The sequence below is a fragment of the Parasphingorhabdus halotolerans genome (genome assembly GCF_012516475.1).
GTDB classification, from domain to species: domain Bacteria; phylum Pseudomonadota; class Alphaproteobacteria; order Sphingomonadales; family Sphingomonadaceae; genus Parasphingorhabdus; species Parasphingorhabdus halotolerans.
In genome coordinates this window covers 3,057,521-3,072,193 of sequence record NZ_CP051217.1, presented here as the reverse complement: position 1 = coordinate 3,072,193, position 14,673 = coordinate 3,057,521, and the positions used below count along the sequence as shown (strand labels likewise).

Sequence of the window (14,673 nt, the reverse complement as noted above, 5' to 3'; positions counted from 1 at the left end):
AAATATTACGGCAATGTTTTTGGAACTTGAAGGTTTTTGGAACTTGAACGATTTTGACGACGAATGACAATCGGCCATACGGCGATTTTAGACTGATCGCCCACCATCCTGTTGCCAACGTCGGTTGATTGAGAGGAATATGATAGTGCGTTACGCTTACGGAATTTCAGCAGCATTGCTTTTGGCTGGTAGCGCAGCAACCCTGACCGGCATCGGGCCAGCTGGCGCGCAAACGGCAGTGAATGACGCCCCGGTCATGCGGGCATCGGCTCCGCGTGCAGGCGCGCCGATGAGCTTTGCTGATCTTACAGAACAATTGCAGCCCGCAGTGGTCAATATTTCGACGAAACAAAAAGTGCGCGTCAGCAACAATCCCTTCGCCGGAACGCCATTTGATGGCCTGTTTGGCAATCGCGGTGGCAATGGCGGCGGCGCCCAGACCCGCGATGCGCAATCGCTCGGCTCCGGCTTTATTATTTCGGCTGACGGATATGTGGTCACCAATAATCACGTGGTTGCGCCCGGCGATCGCAACGCGACAATCGAATCGATCACCGTGATCATGCCTGATCGCACCGAATATGATGCAAAGCTTGTGGGTCGCGATGCCGCTTCCGACATCGCCGTACTAAAAATTAGCGCGAAAAAACCGCTGCCATTCGTAAAATTTGGCGATAGCACAAACGCGCGCGTTGGTGACTGGGTAATTGCTATCGGCAATCCGTTCGGACTTGGCGGTACCGTAACGACCGGTATCCTCTCGGCCATCCATCGCAACACTGGCCAGGGCGGTGCTTATGATCGCTTCCTGCAGACCGACGCTTCGATCAACCGGGGCAACAGCGGCGGCCCGATGTTTGACCTTAACGGCAATGTCATCGGCATCAACAACGCGATTATATCACCCACAGGCGGCAATGTCGGCATCGGCTTTGCGATCCCGGCAGATGTCGCCGCACCGATTGTGGCGACACTGCGCAAAGGTGAAAAAATTGAACGTGGCTATCTCGGCGTTCAGATCAGTCCGTTGACGGAAGATCTGGCAGATTCGCTTGGTATCGAGAAAAATCGGGGTGAGTTTATCCAGAGTGTTGTTCCCGGCGAAGCAGCTGCAAAGGCGGGATTACAGGCTGGCGACGTGGTCGTTAAGGTCAACGGTAAATCAGTAACGCCGGATCAGAATCTATCCTATCTGGTAGCCAATCTTCCGGTGGGCGCCAGTGTGCCGCTTGAAGTTTTGCGCAACGGCAAAACGGTGAAGCTCAACGCAAGTTTGGGCAAGCGCCCGTCAGAAGAAGAATTGGCGACCAACAGCTTCGACCCTGATGCAGAAGAAAATGCCATGGGCGAAGATGATAGCGGTGAAAGCGCGCAGGCAACTGCCGAAGCGCTTGGGCTATCTGTCGTTGATCTCACTCCCGCAATCGCCCGCCAGATCGGCGTTTCATCGACCGAAAAAGGCGTGGTGGTGTCGACAGTCAATCCTAACGCTGATGCAGCGCAAAAAGGTATCCGCCGCGGGTTTTTGATCACCAGCGTCAACCGCCAGCCGGTTACCACGATTGCCGAACTCGACAAAGCCATTGGCAGCGCCAAACGGGCCAATCGCTCAGCCGTGTTGCTTCAGGTAAAGCGCGGCGGGCGTGATCCGCAATTTATCGCGGTGCGCCTCAACGACAGCTAGGTTATTTTACAATCGGGAAAACGAAAAGGCTGGCTTCGCGCTGGCCTTTTTGTTGTGCGCACGATAACCATCGGTGAGACAAAAAAGGGGATTCGCGAGTGGCTGATGCAACGGAAATTTTTCTTGGACTGGGCGGCGGAGAGCGCCAGAGCCTCAACCTGCGGCGCGCCAACCGCCACGGATTGATTGCAGGCGCAACCGGCACCGGTAAAACGGTTACCTTGCAGAGTCTTGCAGAGAGTTTTTCAGCAAATGGTGTTCCGGTTTTTGTTGCCGACGTGAAGGGTGATCTCGCGGGTATTTCCATGGCAGGTTCCCCCACCTTCAAACATGCGGACAAGCTTGAAGAACGCGCAAAAGAACTGGGCATGGATGATTACGCCTATTCCGATAATCCTGCCGTCTTCTGGGATTTATACGGAAAACAGGGCCACCCCATCCGCACCACGATATCCGAAATGGGGCCACTTCTGCTCTCCCGATTGATGGACCTCAATGATACGCAGGAGGGAGTTCTCAACATCGTCTTCCGCTATGCTGATGAACAAGGCTTGCTGCTGCTGAATCTCGAAGATTTACAGGCGATGCTCGCCCACACTGCCGACAATGCCAAAGAGCTGTCAACCAAATATGGCAATGTCAGCCGCGCTAGCGTTGGCTCCATCCAGCGGCAAATATTGCAACTCGACAGCCAGGGTGCCGGCCAGTTTTTCGGCGAACCTGCACTCGAAATTGATGATTTCATCAAATGTGATGACCAGGGCCGCGGCTACATCAACGTGCTGGCAGCTGACCAGTTGATGCGCAGTCCCAAGCTCTATGCGACGTTCCTGCTTTGGTTGCTGGCCGAGCTGTTTGAAACACTGCCCGAGGTTGGTGATCCTGAAAAACCCAAGCTCGTGTTCTTTTTTGATGAAGCCCATTTGCTGTTTGAAGATGCACCCAAAGCGCTGGAGGACAAGATCGAGCAAGTCGTTCGCCTGATCCGCTCCAAAGGCGTCGGCGTCTACTTCGTAACACAGAACCCTGTTGATATTCCTGAAGAAGTCGCCGGTCAGCTCGGCAACCGGGTGCAACACGCGCTGCGCGCTTTCACGCCAAAGGACAAGAAGGCAATCAAGGCTGCTGCGGATACCTTCCGGATCAATCCGGATTTGGATGTCGAGCAGGCGATCACCGAATTGCGAACGGGTGAGGCGCTGGTTTCAACACTGCTCGAAGACGGGGCGCCTTCTATTGTCCAGCGAACGCTAATCAAACCGCCGCGCTCCCGGCTGGGCCCGGTTACCGAAAAAGAACGTGCGTTTACCGTATTCGCTTCACCCTATAAGGACAAATATGATGAAGAGATCGACCGCGAATCAGCAGAAGAAGTGTTGCTCCAGAAAGCAAGCGATGCCGCAGAAGTCGCAGTAGAAGTCGAGAAAACAAGCAAGGAAGAAGTCGCCAAAAATCCACGCAAAACCAAAAGCATCTGGGAAAAGGCGCTTAGTCGCGGAACCAAAGTTGTCGCTGGATCCGCTGCTGCCATGGCTGCGTCAGCGGTATTGGGTAAAAAATCGCGCGCTAGTCCCGTGCAGTCCGGCGTGACGTCTATAGCCGGATCAATCGCGACCGATCTGGCCGGACCGGTCGCAGGCCGCTTTGTCCGCAATCTGATCGGTGGGCTGATGCGTTAAGTGTTCAGTCTTTCGATGCGAAAAACTGGCTGACCATATCTTTGGCGATCCGCATAGGCCGCATTGTGCCTGCGTCAATGCAGCACCAGCTGGATTCGACCTCGGCCAGCACTTCTTCACCCCGGCGAATGATGGTGGTGTAAAACGCGCGTGCGCCATGCACTTTTTCAAGCAGCACATCGGCAATCACCTCATCATTGAGAAACGCCGGTTTCCGATAGGTAATCTCATGTTTTAGCGCGACCCACAAATGGGTTGCCAGCGCTTCGCTTGGCGCGATTTTCTGCCAGTGTGCAATCACGGCTTCCTGAACCCATGTGAGGTAATTGGCGTTATTCACATGCCCCATGAAATCAATGTCGTCTGCGGCAATCGCGATATTATGCTGAAAAATTGGACCCATCTGCTGACGATAGTGTAAGTTTGTGACCTTGCAAAGACAAATGACCAACCGATCAACTGCGCGCTGTCAAAACAATGGCTTCTCGATTTTTTCCGGTAGCGGATTGCCACAAAACTCGAATCATGACATCATCGGCATCGGGGAGAAGAAGGCATGATAATCGAAACAATATTGGCAGCAGCTGCGGCGACTGGGCCGGTTCCAAACGACTATGGTCTTGCCCAAAACTGGCTTTGCCGCCCGGACCAGCGTGATGCCTGCACCATCTCTCGAGACATTACCGCGATTGCGCCCGATGGCACATTGACCGTCACAAAATTTGAGCCCGCGAAAGCGCCGGACGCCGATTGCTTTTACGTCTACCCCACCGTTTCCTTCGACGAAACCGGTAATAGCGATATGGTTGCCAATGAGGAAGAACGTAAAGTTATCGAGGCGCAATTTGCCCGCTTTGGCGCGCAGTGCCGCACCTTTGCGCCACTCTACCGCCAAGTCACTCTGACGGCGTTGCGCGCGCTGATGACGGGGCAACCGATCGCGGCAGACCGTGAGCTAAATTACAGCGATGTCCGCGATGCATGGAAGCATTATCTGGCCAACGACAATGACGGACGCCCGTTTGTTATCATCGGCCATAGTCAGGGCACCGGCTTGCTCAAGCGGTTGCTCGCCGAGGAAATTGATGGGAAACCAATCGCGACAAAGATGCTGTCCGCGATGCTGATTGGCAGCAACATATTGGTCGCGAAGGGCAAAGATGTTGGCGGTGATTTCCAATCCACGCCGCTTTGCCAAAAAGCCGAGCAGAGCGGTTGCGTTGTGACTTATGTCAGTTTTCGCGAAACCGCACCGCCGCCAGCCAATTCGCGATTTGGCAAGACGGATCAAGCGGGAATGGAAGTCGCCTGTACCAACCCGGCAGCACTGGGTGGTGGCCGCGCGCCGTTACGTAGCGCCTTTGCGGCAAGCCGGTCTTGGGAAATGGCCCGCGACACCGGGCCGTGGGTCAAGGATGCGAATATTTCGACCGGCTATGTTGCCCTACCCGGCCTGCTTAGCGCCCAGTGCGTGAATGAGAACGGAGCAAGCTATTTGTCGGTGTCGGTCGACGGTGTAGCTGACGACCCTCGCACGGATGACGTGCCGGGAGACGTGGTGGTTGGCAGCACAGTGTTGCAGGATTGGGGATTGCACCTCATTGACGTGTCACTCGCCTATGATGATCTTGTCGCGCTGGTGCCGCAGCAGTTGAAAGCATGGAAGGCCGGTCGGAAATAGAGCCGCCTTCAGGCAAGTCTTAGCCGGAAATTCTCGAACAACAATTGTGGTCCTGCAGCAAATTGCTGAAACGCTTCTACGCCCGCTGTTGATGACAACATCCCGTCGACGGCTTGCTTATCCTTTTCGCCAAGGTTCTCGTAAAAGCCCAGTGCGCGTGCCAGCATCCATAGGCTGAACGGCGGTGCCATCCGCTGCCCAGTGACACCCTCTACGGTAAATTCCGCCATACCAACAGCGCGCGGGATGTCTGTATCCGGGTTGGCATCGACCCATGCCGCAAACATATTTGCAGTGGTTTGCAGAAACGGCATCTGTTCCAACATCATCCGCTCCAAAACCGGAATGAGCGTCGCTGGCACTTCATCATCGGGCAGGAAATCTCCCGATAACGGCGTTTTGACATCCACCATCCGCTCAACCCAGGCAGCCACACGGGGAGCCAACCGCTTCATAATCTCGCCAGAAGCCGGATCACGATAAAGATGCGCATAGAGCGGCCCAATCAAGCCATAGTCGCCAATCGAAGGCCGTGATCCGAGCAGAAAGTCATGCGCCGTAAAATGCGCGTCCAGATCAGCGAGCAGCTCCTCATAACTCGCTTCAATCGCGGGGATAGTCTGTTCATTAATCCCCAATATCGGGCAAAAACCCTTGAAGTTCTGACCGCGCTCACGGCCAATGACCAGCTGCTCCTCCTTGCTGGCTTCAGGCGCGGCGACCGCACCAAATTCGCCGTAAACCCATTCTTCGTTATAGTTCCAGCGATAGTGCATCGCCGGAATCACCAGCCATTCGTCTCCAAAAACCTCCATAAGCAAAGCAACAAGCCGCTGCTTGGGTGTGTCCGGATAGACCGACTGCCCACCCAGTTTTTCTTCGAAATGATCGATGATCAGGGTGGTATCTTGCAGCGTTTCATCATCGTCGGTGACCATGACCGGAATAACGGGTCGGCCAACTCTTGGTAGGATGATGTCTTTATAGACTTCGGTCGAACTCAGGATTTCTTCGTAATCCACGCCTTTCCAGTCGAGATAGGCGCGCGCCTTTCCCGAGTAGAGCGAAAGCGGGCCGCCGTAAAGTTTATGCGTCATATCAACCTCTTCCTCTGTAGGGTGCAACGCCTTGATCGGGCAGCCAAAGCCCCTTGGGTGGCTCGCCCGACTGCCAGAAGACATCAATCGGAATACCTCCGCGCGGATACCAGTAACCGCCTATACGCAGCCATTTCGGTTTCATTTCGTCAAACAACCGTTTGCCGATACCGACCGTGCAATCTTCGTGAAAGGCGGCATGATTGCGGAACGCGCCGAGGAACAGCTTCAGCGATTTGGATTCGACAATGGTTTTGTCCGGCGCATAGTCAATCACCAGATGGGCAAAATCAGGTTGCGCTGTTACCGGGCAAAGCGACGTAAATTCAGGTGCCGCGAAGCGCGTGAGATACAGCTCTCCGGTGCGTGGATTGGCAACATAGTCAAGCACGGCCTCTTCCGGAGAAGCTGGTGTCGCGCTTTGCTGACCAAGAAATTTCGGTGCAGGCTTAGAGTTTTGTTGATCGGTCATGCAGATCATCTAATGCACAGGGCAGCTGATGTCATCCCAAACACTATATTCATGGCCAGTTCAGTGATAAAAGCAACAGATGGCGCGAGAAGACCAGAGGGCAATGATCAAAAATCATCGAAACAGTTCGACCCGTTCAGCGAATATAGCGGCCAAGGTGATTGCCGCTGTGCTTTGCTGTGCCTTCACCGCCGTTCCGGCTTTTGCACAAAACGAATTGCCGGGCGAGGTTATCGATCTACCATCGGTCAGCGAATATAGGCTGCCACCGGCCGAACAGAGACCGGGCACACCGGCTGCCGAGGGTCCGGTCGATGAAGGGACTCCGCCGCCGCAACCGTCTACGTCTACGTCTACCGCCCCTCGGCCAACGGTGCCAGCGTCTTCACGCTCGAGCACGCCCCAAGTCGTTGCTCCAACGGCGCGTGTCCCGGCAGAACGACCTCCTTCAACCACGATACGATCGCCCCAACAAAACCCAGCAAGGTCAGCACCGCCCCCGCAGCGGCCCGTCTCTGTTGAACCGGCACCTGACCCAATCCCGCAAAGTGCTCCGCCAGCTAGCAACACTACTGAACCCGTCGTTTCGCCTGAAGACGATAGTGGCGCAATTCCAACCACTGATACGCTGCCATCCAGCATGCCAGAGCCGGAAAATAATGTCGTTCCGGAACCAGCGTCGAACAATATAAACATATTGTTGGCTGCGGCAGCGGTTTTGATTGCCATGCTCGCAGCTCTTGCGCTCTTCTTTTGGCGCAAAAAGAAGAGTAATAATGTCCAGATTGCAGAGCCAGCTATCAAAGACCTCCCAGCGCCGAAACCGGCTACAGCCAAGCCAAAGGCTCGCAAACCTGCACCCAAAATATACTCCCCGCCGGATCCGGCACAACAGAAAGAACCGGTTGCAGGAAATACAGGTGGTTTCATCACTTCCAAAATTGGGACCATACCGCCCGCTCAACCGAGTCCAGTTCCCGCGCCCGACAAGCCGGCACCCAATGGTGTAAAGAAAGCGATTGCGCCCGACACAGACCAGGTGCTGAAGATTGAACTCACGGCCAATGGCGCCTCGTCCACTTTGCTCAACGCTGTGCTCAATTATAGCGTAACTTTGACCAACACCAAAGACACGCCGCTCAGGAATATTGCGTTGTCCGGGACCATGATGCAGGCCAATGCCAAGCTCGTGCAGGGCGCAGAAACACCCGAGCCCGACCTGTTGCACGAAGTGGAAAATCTGGCGGCGGGCGAAGCGATTACCCTTTCAGGCGAAATCCGGTTGCCGCTCTATGCTATTGAACCGATTGCGTTTAACTCACAAAAATTATTCGTGCCGCTCACACGTTTTGTGGCAACATATAACAGTTCCGAAGATGATCTCGTGGATAAAATTTCTTCGCAGTCGGCCGCTTTCATTATCGGCAAGGAACATGAACCACCCCGGCCGAAAATGGCTCCTTTCCGGCTCGATCTAGGCCCGCAGATATTCAAGCCCGTCGGCCAGCGACCGGTTACTATTTGAATTGACTTTGTGAACCTCTCCCTTTTTGGCGTATGGAACTGAATCGTCATTATGGCATTGTTTCCCAATGACCTCAAAAACTCTCATCCCGATATTAGGCGATCAACTGTCTTTTGCACTGTCGTCGCTGGAGGATCAGCAGCAAAAAGACTGTATATTGCTTCTCATGGAAGTGGGCGAAGAGACCACCTACGTCAAACATCATAAAGCCAAAATCACCTATATTCTCTCTGCCATGCGGCATCATGCAAAGGCTTTAAGCGAACGCGGCTGGACGGTCGATTATGTTCGATTGGACGATGAAGACAATTCCGGCAGCTTTACCGGTGAAATTGCCCGGGCGCTAGAACGTCATGATATTGCTTCCATCCGCGTCACCGAGGCTGGAGAATGGCGGGTGATGGCAATGATCGAAAATTGGGAGGACCAATTCGGTGTGCCCGTGGAGATATTCCCAGATACGCGGTTTATTGCCACTCATCAGGAATTTGCGAACTGGGCCAACGGCAAGAAACAATTGCGGATGGAGTTTTTCTATCGCGAGATGCGGCGCAAAACGGGGTTGCTGCTCGACGATGACGGCAAGCCGGAAGGTGGCAAATGGAATTACGACAGCGAAAATCGCAAGCCGGCCCAACGCGACCTGATGATGCCGCAACCGGTTCGGTTTCGACCCGATGACATCACCCGGGAAGTAATGGACATGGTTGAAACGCGCTTTGCAGACCATCCAGGGTCACTGGATCATTTCCACTTTGCTGTCACTCATGATGAAGCTTTGCGACAAAGACGCAATTTTCTGGACAATGCTCTGGCGCAATTTGGTGACTATCAGGATGCGATGCTATCTGGTGAGCCGTTCCTCTGGCACGCGATCCTTTCGCCCTACATTAATTCCGGTCTGCTTGATCCCTTGTCACTATGTAAGGAAGTTACTGCGCTCTATGCTGACGAAAAGGTTCCGCTCAATGCCGCCGAGGGCTTTATCCGCCAGATAATAGGCTGGCGTGAATATGTACGCGGCATCTATTGGCGTGAAGGACCTGATTATGTGAACCGCAATTTTCTGAAGGCGGATCGGGCACTGCCGGATTTCTATTATACTGGTGACACCGATATGCATTGTCTCAGCCAAGCCATCGGCCAAACGCTGAATCACAGCTACGCCCATCACATCCAGCGATTGATGATTACCGGCAATTTTGCGCTTATCGCCGGGATTGATCCGCACGCAGTTCACCGCTGGTATCTGGAGGTATATGCCGATGCCTATGAATGGGTGGAACTGCCAAACACGCTGGGCATGAGCCAGTTCGCCGATGGCGGGATAATCGCGTCAAAGCCCTATGCTTCTTCGGGAAATTACATCAACAAAATGTCCGACTATTGCGGAAACTGCTACTATGATGTGAAACAGCGCACCGGCCCCGACGCCTGCCCTTTTAACGCCTTGTATTGGGATTTTCTGGCGCGAAATGAGGACAAGCTAGGCGATAATAACCGTCTGGCGATGCCCTACCGGACTTGGCAAAAAACGGCTGAGCACGACCAGAAAGCGCTTCGCACGAGCGCTGCGACATTTCTGAAAAGCCTTTATCGCCAATGATTTGCACAAAAAGCACATAAGCGGTGGATTCTCCTTGCGATGCGTTATAGCCTCGACTGCTTGAAATCGAATCGCTAGACGATAGAAATTCACGTGACAATTGCGGCAATCGCTGCCGCACATAAGGAGCATATAATGGAACTGCTGGTAACCACCGACTGGCTTGCAAATGAACTCGGCGCGTCGGACTTGCGCATTGTTGATGCAACAAAATTTATGGCTGACACAGGGCGAAATCCGCAAGCAGAATATGAAGCCGGGCATATTCCCGGGGCCGTTTTCATGGACCTTGGCGAGCTTGCAGACAGCAATAGCGATTTTGAAAACATGTTGCCGCCAGCAGAAAAATTTGCCAGCCGGATGCAGTCGTTGGGCCTTGGTGATGGCAGCCGGATCGTGCTCTATGACGATAGCCCTCTAAAAAGTGCGGCGCGCGCATGGTGGATGTTGACGATATTTGGTGCTCACGAAGTTGCCATACTTGATGGCGGAATAGCCAAATGGAAAGCGGAAGAAAGACCACTTGAAACGGGCAAAGAAGCTTTGCGTCACCGCCATTTCACCGTCTGGAAAGATGAAAAGGACATTCGCGACAAAGCGGCAATGCTTGCCAATTTACACAGCAAGGATGAGCAAGTCGTTGATGCCCGCCCGGCAGACCGGTTTAGCGGCGAAGCGGATGAACCACGCGAAGGGATGGGCAAAGGCCATATTCCGGGATCGTCAAATATTCCGCACAGCAATTTCTTCAATGCCGATGGCACCTGGAAATCTGCGGACGAAATCAAGGCTTTGTTCAATGACGCGGGCGTTGATCTGTCGAAGCCCATTGTTTCTACCTGCGGGTCCGGCATGACCGCCGCCGTAGTATCTTTTGCGGCGACTCTCGCAGGCGCGGACAAAGTGGCGCTTTACGATGGCAGCTGGTCCGAATGGGGCGCAGACTCCGATACGCCCAAAGAAACCGCGTGATCCGGTTGCTCGCCTGCTAGGATATCATGGTGGGGGGCACTTCAGATAAAAGCAGCAAACCGGCGACACAGGCGGTAAACTCCGGTCGCCGGAAAGAGTGGACCGGCGCGGTTGTTAACCCGCCCGTGTGGCGCGGTAGCACGCATCTTTATGATGATGTGGCGGACCTGCGCGTCGGTGTAAAATCCAACGAAGACGGAAAGTTTTTTTACGGTCGACGCGGTTCACCGACCCAATGGTCTCTTGCTGACGCACTGACGGAAATGGAGCCCGGAGCGGAAGGCACTATGCTTTATCCATCCGGTGTAGCGGCTATATCGTGCGCAATGATTGCGGTACTCAAGCCCGGCGATGAAGTTCTGCTGACCGACAGCAGCTATGATCCAAGCCGGAGCTTTGCCGATGCTTTCCTGAAACGCATGGGGATAACAGCGCATTACTATGACCCAATGATCGGGGCGGATATTGCGTCACTGTTCACTGACAAAACCAAAGCGATCCTATTGGAAAGTCCGGGCAGCCTGACTTTCGAAGTGCAGGACGTCCCCGCAATCTGCGTAGCAGCCAAAAAAGCAGACATCGTTACGTTGCTCGATAATACCTGGGCAACATCACGCTTTTTTCCGGCGCTCGAACATGGCGTTGATATTTCGATTGTCGCCGCGACCAAATATATCGTGGGTCACAGCGATGTGATGCTGGGCGCAGCGACGACGCACCAGAAATATTGGACACAGCTGCGACGGACGGCCCAGCAATTGGGTCAGGTTGCCTCTCCTGACGATGCTTATCTGGCGGCACGAGGATTACGCACCCTGGAAGTGCGATTGAAGCGGCACGAGCAATCTGCACTGAAAATCGCCCATTGGCTCAAAGAACGACCAGAAGTCGGTGTGGTTCTTCACCCAGCCTTGCCCGATTGCCCCGGCCATGAAATCTGGAAGCGCGATTTCAAAGGCTCGTCTGGCCTCTTTTCTTTCCAGCTGCCGGATGCCGATGAGCAATCACGCGCTGCATTTATCGACGCCCTTGACCTATTCGGCATCGGTTATAGCTGGGGCGGGTTTGAAAGCCTTGCGCTCCCGGTCGATCCAGAAAAATACCGGACGGCGAACCCCTGGAGCCAAGCCGGCAAGCTGGTCCGCTTGCAAATTGGTCTGGAAGATGTGGATGATTTGATCGCCGACCTTGCCAAAGCGTTTGAACACTATAACAATCAACCATCATGATCGATACGCTGCTCAAAAAGATTGAATCCTTGGTTCCGGAAACGACGAGCAATGTGCAATATGTTGAAGGTGCGGTAGCTGCCGGAATCGTAGTTTTGGCGCTAATCGCAGGATGGTACGTCAGCAAATTTTTCGGCCCCAAACTACTCCATATCTGGGAGGAGAGAGCGGGTTATGAAAGCGAATTAGCCGGTCGGCGCATCCGCGATATGACGCGGCGCGCGACGACATTCATATTATGCGGGATCTTCCTCGCCTTTTGGCCGTGGACGCTTATCGCAAAAGTGGTCTTCGCGCTAACCATCGCCATCACTTCGGGGCTATTCACCAATGACCTGATCCGCGGCGTTCGAATGCCGGACTGGATTGGAAGCCTAATGGGTCTGACCGTATTCGGTTCAGTCGCGCTCGGTCTGGTCGGCAATATCGACCGCATAACCATCGCGATGGAACGCGTGGGCGTCGATATCGGGACGCACCGCATTTCGCTGCTCTGGGTCGTGACGATCGCGATGACGGCCGTTATCTTGCTCGCAGTCGCCCGCGTACTGATGAAGCTGATAAATTATGTTATTGGCAACAGCGAACTTGACGGGGCACAAAAGGTTCTGGGGCAAAAACTGGCAACCGTCGCCATTCTCGTCGCCACGTTCATGCTTGGCCTTGATGTATTGGGCATAGATTTTACCGCTCTCGCCGTATTCTCCGGTGCTTTTGGTCTGGCCATCGGCTTCGGCATGCAGAAAACCATCGGCAACCTGATCGCCGGTATTATTCTGCTAATGGACCGCTCGATAAAGCCAGGTGATGTAATCGTGGTGGGTGACACTTATGGCTGGGTGAATAAAATCGGCGTTCGCGCGGTGTCAGTGCTCACCCGCGAGGGTAAAGAACATCTGATTCCGAACGAAAACCTGATGACGCAGGAAGTTGAAAACTGGTCCTATTCCAACAAGAATGTCCGGATCAGCATCCCCGTCGGCGTGTCCTACAACACCGATATGGATCACGCGATTGAGTTGATGAAGCAAGCCTGCGTTGACGTGCCCCGCGTCCTTAACCACCCTAAACCGGTGGTGTGGATGCTGGAATTTGGCGACAATAGCGTGAATTTTGAAATCCGTTGCTGGATAAATGACCCGCAATCCGGCGTGGGTAATTTCAAGGCGGCGGTGCTTAAGCGGGTGTGGGATTTATTCAAGGAACATGGCGTGGAGATCCCGTTCCCGCAACGCGATGTGCATATTAGAACCATGCCCGACGCAGCATCGGCGGTCATCAAAACAGAACCGCCGGAAACAAGACCTGCCGAAACGGATTAGTGCCGAACTATCCGGAGCAACTCAGCGCTTTTTTTGTCAATCTCGAGCAACAGCCTTTGCGCTGCCACACCGAGATTATTCCGGCCTGCCGATTTGAGCTGCAGTAGCGCCTGAGCTCCTGAACGGGCCATCGCCGCAAGCTCATCGCAAATGCTATCGAAGCGCTTTTGTGCGAGGCGCAAAGCTTTTGCATAGGCTGCCTCCAGCACTTCCCGTTCCGGGAGATTGAGCGAATAGCCTTGTTTCTCCGCCATATCGGCGATCAAAACCACTACCGAATCGACAGCCCGCAGACGTGCAAAACTGTCATCAAAGCGGCTATTGGCATCTGCGGACTTTATCAAGGGATCAAATTTGGACATCACCATAGTTTAGAAAATCATGGTTAAAATCGTCTAAACACCAGCTGTGTCCGTGATAATTGTGGCCAATTGGCAACGCTTTCCCATTTATGTCACCTATGCTGACATTAATTGTTGTGCGCCGCAGCAAAGTGATGCAGTTTTCTTTTGCATGTTTTGAGATTGTCCGCTGCCAGCCTCGCTGGCGCAATAAAAAGACAACCGAAACGAATTCCAGGAGGGGCGATACGCATCTAACCAGAAAGGAATTTCCATGCGCACGTCCTATACAAAAAAAACCATTCTCGGCCTTGGCGCAGTGCTTTTGTCATCTGTTGCCATGCCTGCTTTCGCTCAAGATGCAGCGGAAGAATCGTCCAGCGGTATCACCGTATCCGGCAATGCAGCAATTACCTCCGATTACCGTTTTCGCGGAATATCATTCTCCGATGGTGATATTGCTGTGCAAGGCGGTATTGATATCGGTCATGAAAGCGGCTTTTATATCGGTACCTGGGCATCATCAATCGAAGACAGCCCTACCTTTGGCCATACCGAACTTGATATCTATGGCGGCTGGTCCGGCGAAGTTGCGTCCGGTATTACTGTTGATGTTGGCTTGCTCTATTACATCTACCCCAACGGCGAAGATGGTTTGGCAGGTCCTAGCGATTATTTTGAGCCCTATGCTTCTATTTCCGGCACATTGGGTCCAGTCGAAGCCAAACTGGGCGTTGCTTACGCACCGGATCAGGCAGCGATTGCGAATGATGATAATATTTACATTTATTCCGACCTGTCATCTGGCATCCCGTCGACGCCGATTACACTGAATGCCCATCTTGGCTATACCGATGGCAGCTTGGCGATTTCGGCTGATGGCGACACGTTTGACTGGTCCGTCGGCGCGGATTGGGCAATTACCGAAAATCTAACCGCAAGCTTGCTGTACGTTGGCATGGGCGGTCCAAAGGTGAATGATTTTTCAGACGATACCGTCGTTTTCACCCTCGGCGTTTCGTTCTAAATTCGGAATTTCGTCAACGAAACAGGCCGCTCTGGAAA

15 protein-coding genes are annotated in these 14,673 nt (G+C 53.6%); 9 read left to right on the top strand and 6 right to left on the bottom strand.

Annotation, left to right across the window (positions count from 1 at the left end; genetic code table 11):
- Nucleotides 1–139 precede the first annotated feature (139 nt).
- Both HF685_RS15065 and HF685_RS15060 read left to right on the top strand, forming a co-directional pair.
- Complete coding sequence (locus HF685_RS15065) at nt 140–1,684, top strand: Do family serine endopeptidase (protein ID WP_168820733.1); 1,545 nt, start codon at nt 140–142, stop codon at nt 1,682–1,684.
- Nucleotides 1,685–1,782: 98 nt separating this feature from the next.
- On the top strand, nt 1,783–3,363 hold the full coding sequence (locus HF685_RS15060; protein ID WP_168820731.1) for a helicase HerA-like domain-containing protein: 1,581 nt from the start codon (nt 1,783–1,785) through the stop codon (nt 3,361–3,363).
- A gap of 4 nt (nt 3,364–3,367) precedes the next feature.
- On the opposite strand, the gene HF685_RS15055 is transcribed toward HF685_RS15060, so the two are convergent.
- On the bottom strand, nt 3,368–3,766 hold the full coding sequence (locus HF685_RS15055) for an acyl-CoA thioesterase (protein WP_168820729.1): 399 nt from the start codon (nt 3,764–3,766) through the stop codon (nt 3,368–3,370).
- A 153-nt stretch (nt 3,767–3,919) separates the two neighbouring features.
- Between HF685_RS15055 and HF685_RS15050 the strand changes: the two genes are divergently transcribed.
- Nucleotides 3,920–5,044 (top strand): DUF3089 domain-containing protein, encoded by a 1,125-nt coding sequence (locus HF685_RS15050; RefSeq protein ID WP_168820727.1) that lies wholly within the window; start codon nt 3,920–3,922, stop codon nt 5,042–5,044.
- Between the two features lie 8 nt (nt 5,045–5,052).
- On the opposite strand, the gene HF685_RS15045 is transcribed toward HF685_RS15050, so the two are convergent.
- The 3 genes from HF685_RS15045 to HF685_RS15035 all read right to left on the bottom strand — a co-directional run bounded on the left by HF685_RS15045 (nt 5,053) and on the right by HF685_RS15035 (nt 7,342).
- Entirely contained in the window at nt 5,053–6,141 is a 1,089-nt protein-coding gene (locus tag HF685_RS15045; protein WP_168820725.1) for a glutathione S-transferase family protein, read from the bottom strand.
- A gap of 1 nt (nt 6,142) precedes the next feature.
- Nucleotides 6,143–6,613, bottom strand: coding sequence for a preQ(1) synthase (gene queF, locus HF685_RS15040; RefSeq protein ID WP_168820723.1), 471 nt, complete (start codon nt 6,611–6,613; stop codon nt 6,143–6,145).
- A 114-nt stretch (nt 6,614–6,727) separates the two neighbouring features.
- Nucleotides 6,728–7,342, bottom strand: coding sequence for a hypothetical protein (locus HF685_RS15035; RefSeq protein ID WP_168820721.1), 615 nt, complete (start codon nt 7,340–7,342; stop codon nt 6,728–6,730).
- Here HF685_RS15035 and HF685_RS15030 point away from each other — a divergent pair.
- The 5 genes from HF685_RS15030 to HF685_RS15010 all read left to right on the top strand — a co-directional run bounded on the left by HF685_RS15030 (nt 7,341) and on the right by HF685_RS15010 (nt 13,267).
- Complete coding sequence (locus HF685_RS15030; RefSeq protein WP_168820719.1) at nt 7,341–8,138, top strand: hypothetical protein; 798 nt, start codon at nt 7,341–7,343, stop codon at nt 8,136–8,138. The two genes, HF685_RS15035 and HF685_RS15030, sit on opposite strands and share 2 nt — an antisense overlap.
- Nucleotides 8,139–8,205: 67 nt before the next feature.
- The gene (locus HF685_RS15025) at nt 8,206–9,744 is read left to right on the top strand and encodes a cryptochrome/photolyase family protein (RefSeq protein ID WP_168820717.1); all 1,539 of its coding nucleotides are present in this window, start codon (nt 8,206–8,208) and stop codon (nt 9,742–9,744) included.
- Between the two features lie 135 nt (nt 9,745–9,879).
- The gene (gene sseA, locus HF685_RS15020; RefSeq protein ID WP_168821567.1) at nt 9,880–10,716 is read left to right on the top strand and encodes a 3-mercaptopyruvate sulfurtransferase; all 837 of its coding nucleotides are present in this window, start codon (nt 9,880–9,882) and stop codon (nt 10,714–10,716) included.
- A 29-nt stretch (nt 10,717–10,745) separates the two neighbouring features.
- Nucleotides 10,746–11,945 carry a cystathionine beta-lyase gene (gene metC, locus HF685_RS15015; protein WP_246218654.1) on the top strand — a complete coding sequence of 400 codons (1,200 nt, stop codon included), beginning with the start codon at nt 10,746–10,748 and terminating at the stop codon, nt 11,943–11,945.
- The gene (locus HF685_RS15010) at nt 11,942–13,267 is read left to right on the top strand and encodes a mechanosensitive ion channel family protein (RefSeq protein ID WP_168820713.1); all 1,326 of its coding nucleotides are present in this window, start codon (nt 11,942–11,944) and stop codon (nt 13,265–13,267) included. The genes metC and HF685_RS15010 overlap by 4 nt, the downstream gene beginning before the upstream one ends.
- Here HF685_RS15010 and HF685_RS15005 read toward each other — a convergent pair.
- Both HF685_RS15005 and HF685_RS16155 read right to left on the bottom strand, forming a co-directional pair.
- Nucleotides 13,264–13,629, bottom strand: coding sequence for a hypothetical protein (locus HF685_RS15005; RefSeq protein ID WP_168820711.1), 366 nt, complete (start codon nt 13,627–13,629; stop codon nt 13,264–13,266). The two genes, HF685_RS15010 and HF685_RS15005, sit on opposite strands and share 4 nt — an antisense overlap.
- Nucleotides 13,630–13,725: 96 nt before the next feature.
- Entirely contained in the window at nt 13,726–13,884 is a 159-nt protein-coding gene (locus HF685_RS16155; protein ID WP_211051244.1) for a hypothetical protein, read from the bottom strand.
- Between HF685_RS16155 and HF685_RS15000 the strand changes: the two genes are divergently transcribed.
- Nucleotides 13,883–14,635, top strand: coding sequence for a TorF family putative porin (locus tag HF685_RS15000; RefSeq protein ID WP_168820709.1), 753 nt, complete (start codon nt 13,883–13,885; stop codon nt 14,633–14,635). The genes HF685_RS16155 and HF685_RS15000 overlap by 2 nt on opposite strands.
- Nucleotides 14,636–14,673: the final 38 nt, after the last annotated feature.

Coding starts and splice junctions, on each gene's coding strand:
- HF685_RS15065 (WP_168820733.1), top strand. CDS start 140: ATGATAGTGCGTTACGCTTACGGAATTTCAGCAGCATTGCTTTTGGCT.
- HF685_RS15055 (WP_168820729.1), bottom strand. CDS start 3,766: ATGGGTCCAATTTTTCAGCATAATATCGCGATTGCCGCAGACGACATT.
- HF685_RS15050 (WP_168820727.1), top strand. CDS start 3,920: ATGATAATCGAAACAATATTGGCAGCAGCTGCGGCGACTGGGCCGGTT.
- HF685_RS15045 (WP_168820725.1), bottom strand. CDS start 6,141: ATGACGCATAAACTTTACGGCGGCCCGCTTTCGCTCTACTCGGGAAAG.
- queF (WP_168820723.1), bottom strand. CDS start 6,613: ATGACCGATCAACAAAACTCTAAGCCTGCACCGAAATTTCTTGGTCAG.
- HF685_RS15030 (WP_168820719.1), top strand. CDS start 7,341: ATGCTCGCAGCTCTTGCGCTCTTCTTTTGGCGCAAAAAGAAGAGTAAT.
- HF685_RS15035 (WP_168820721.1), bottom strand. CDS start 7,342: ATGGCAATCAAAACCGCTGCCGCAGCCAACAATATGTTTATATTGTTC.
- HF685_RS15025 (WP_168820717.1), top strand. CDS start 8,206: ATGACCTCAAAAACTCTCATCCCGATATTAGGCGATCAACTGTCTTTT.
- sseA (WP_168821567.1), top strand. CDS start 9,880: ATGGAACTGCTGGTAACCACCGACTGGCTTGCAAATGAACTCGGCGCG.
- HF685_RS15010 (WP_168820713.1), top strand. CDS start 11,942: ATGATCGATACGCTGCTCAAAAAGATTGAATCCTTGGTTCCGGAAACG.
- HF685_RS15005 (WP_168820711.1), bottom strand. CDS start 13,629: ATGTCCAAATTTGATCCCTTGATAAAGTCCGCAGATGCCAATAGCCGC.
- HF685_RS15000 (WP_168820709.1), top strand. CDS start 13,883: ATGCGCACGTCCTATACAAAAAAAACCATTCTCGGCCTTGGCGCAGTG.
- HF685_RS16155 (WP_211051244.1), bottom strand. CDS start 13,884: ATGGAAATTCCTTTCTGGTTAGATGCGTATCGCCCCTCCTGGAATTCG.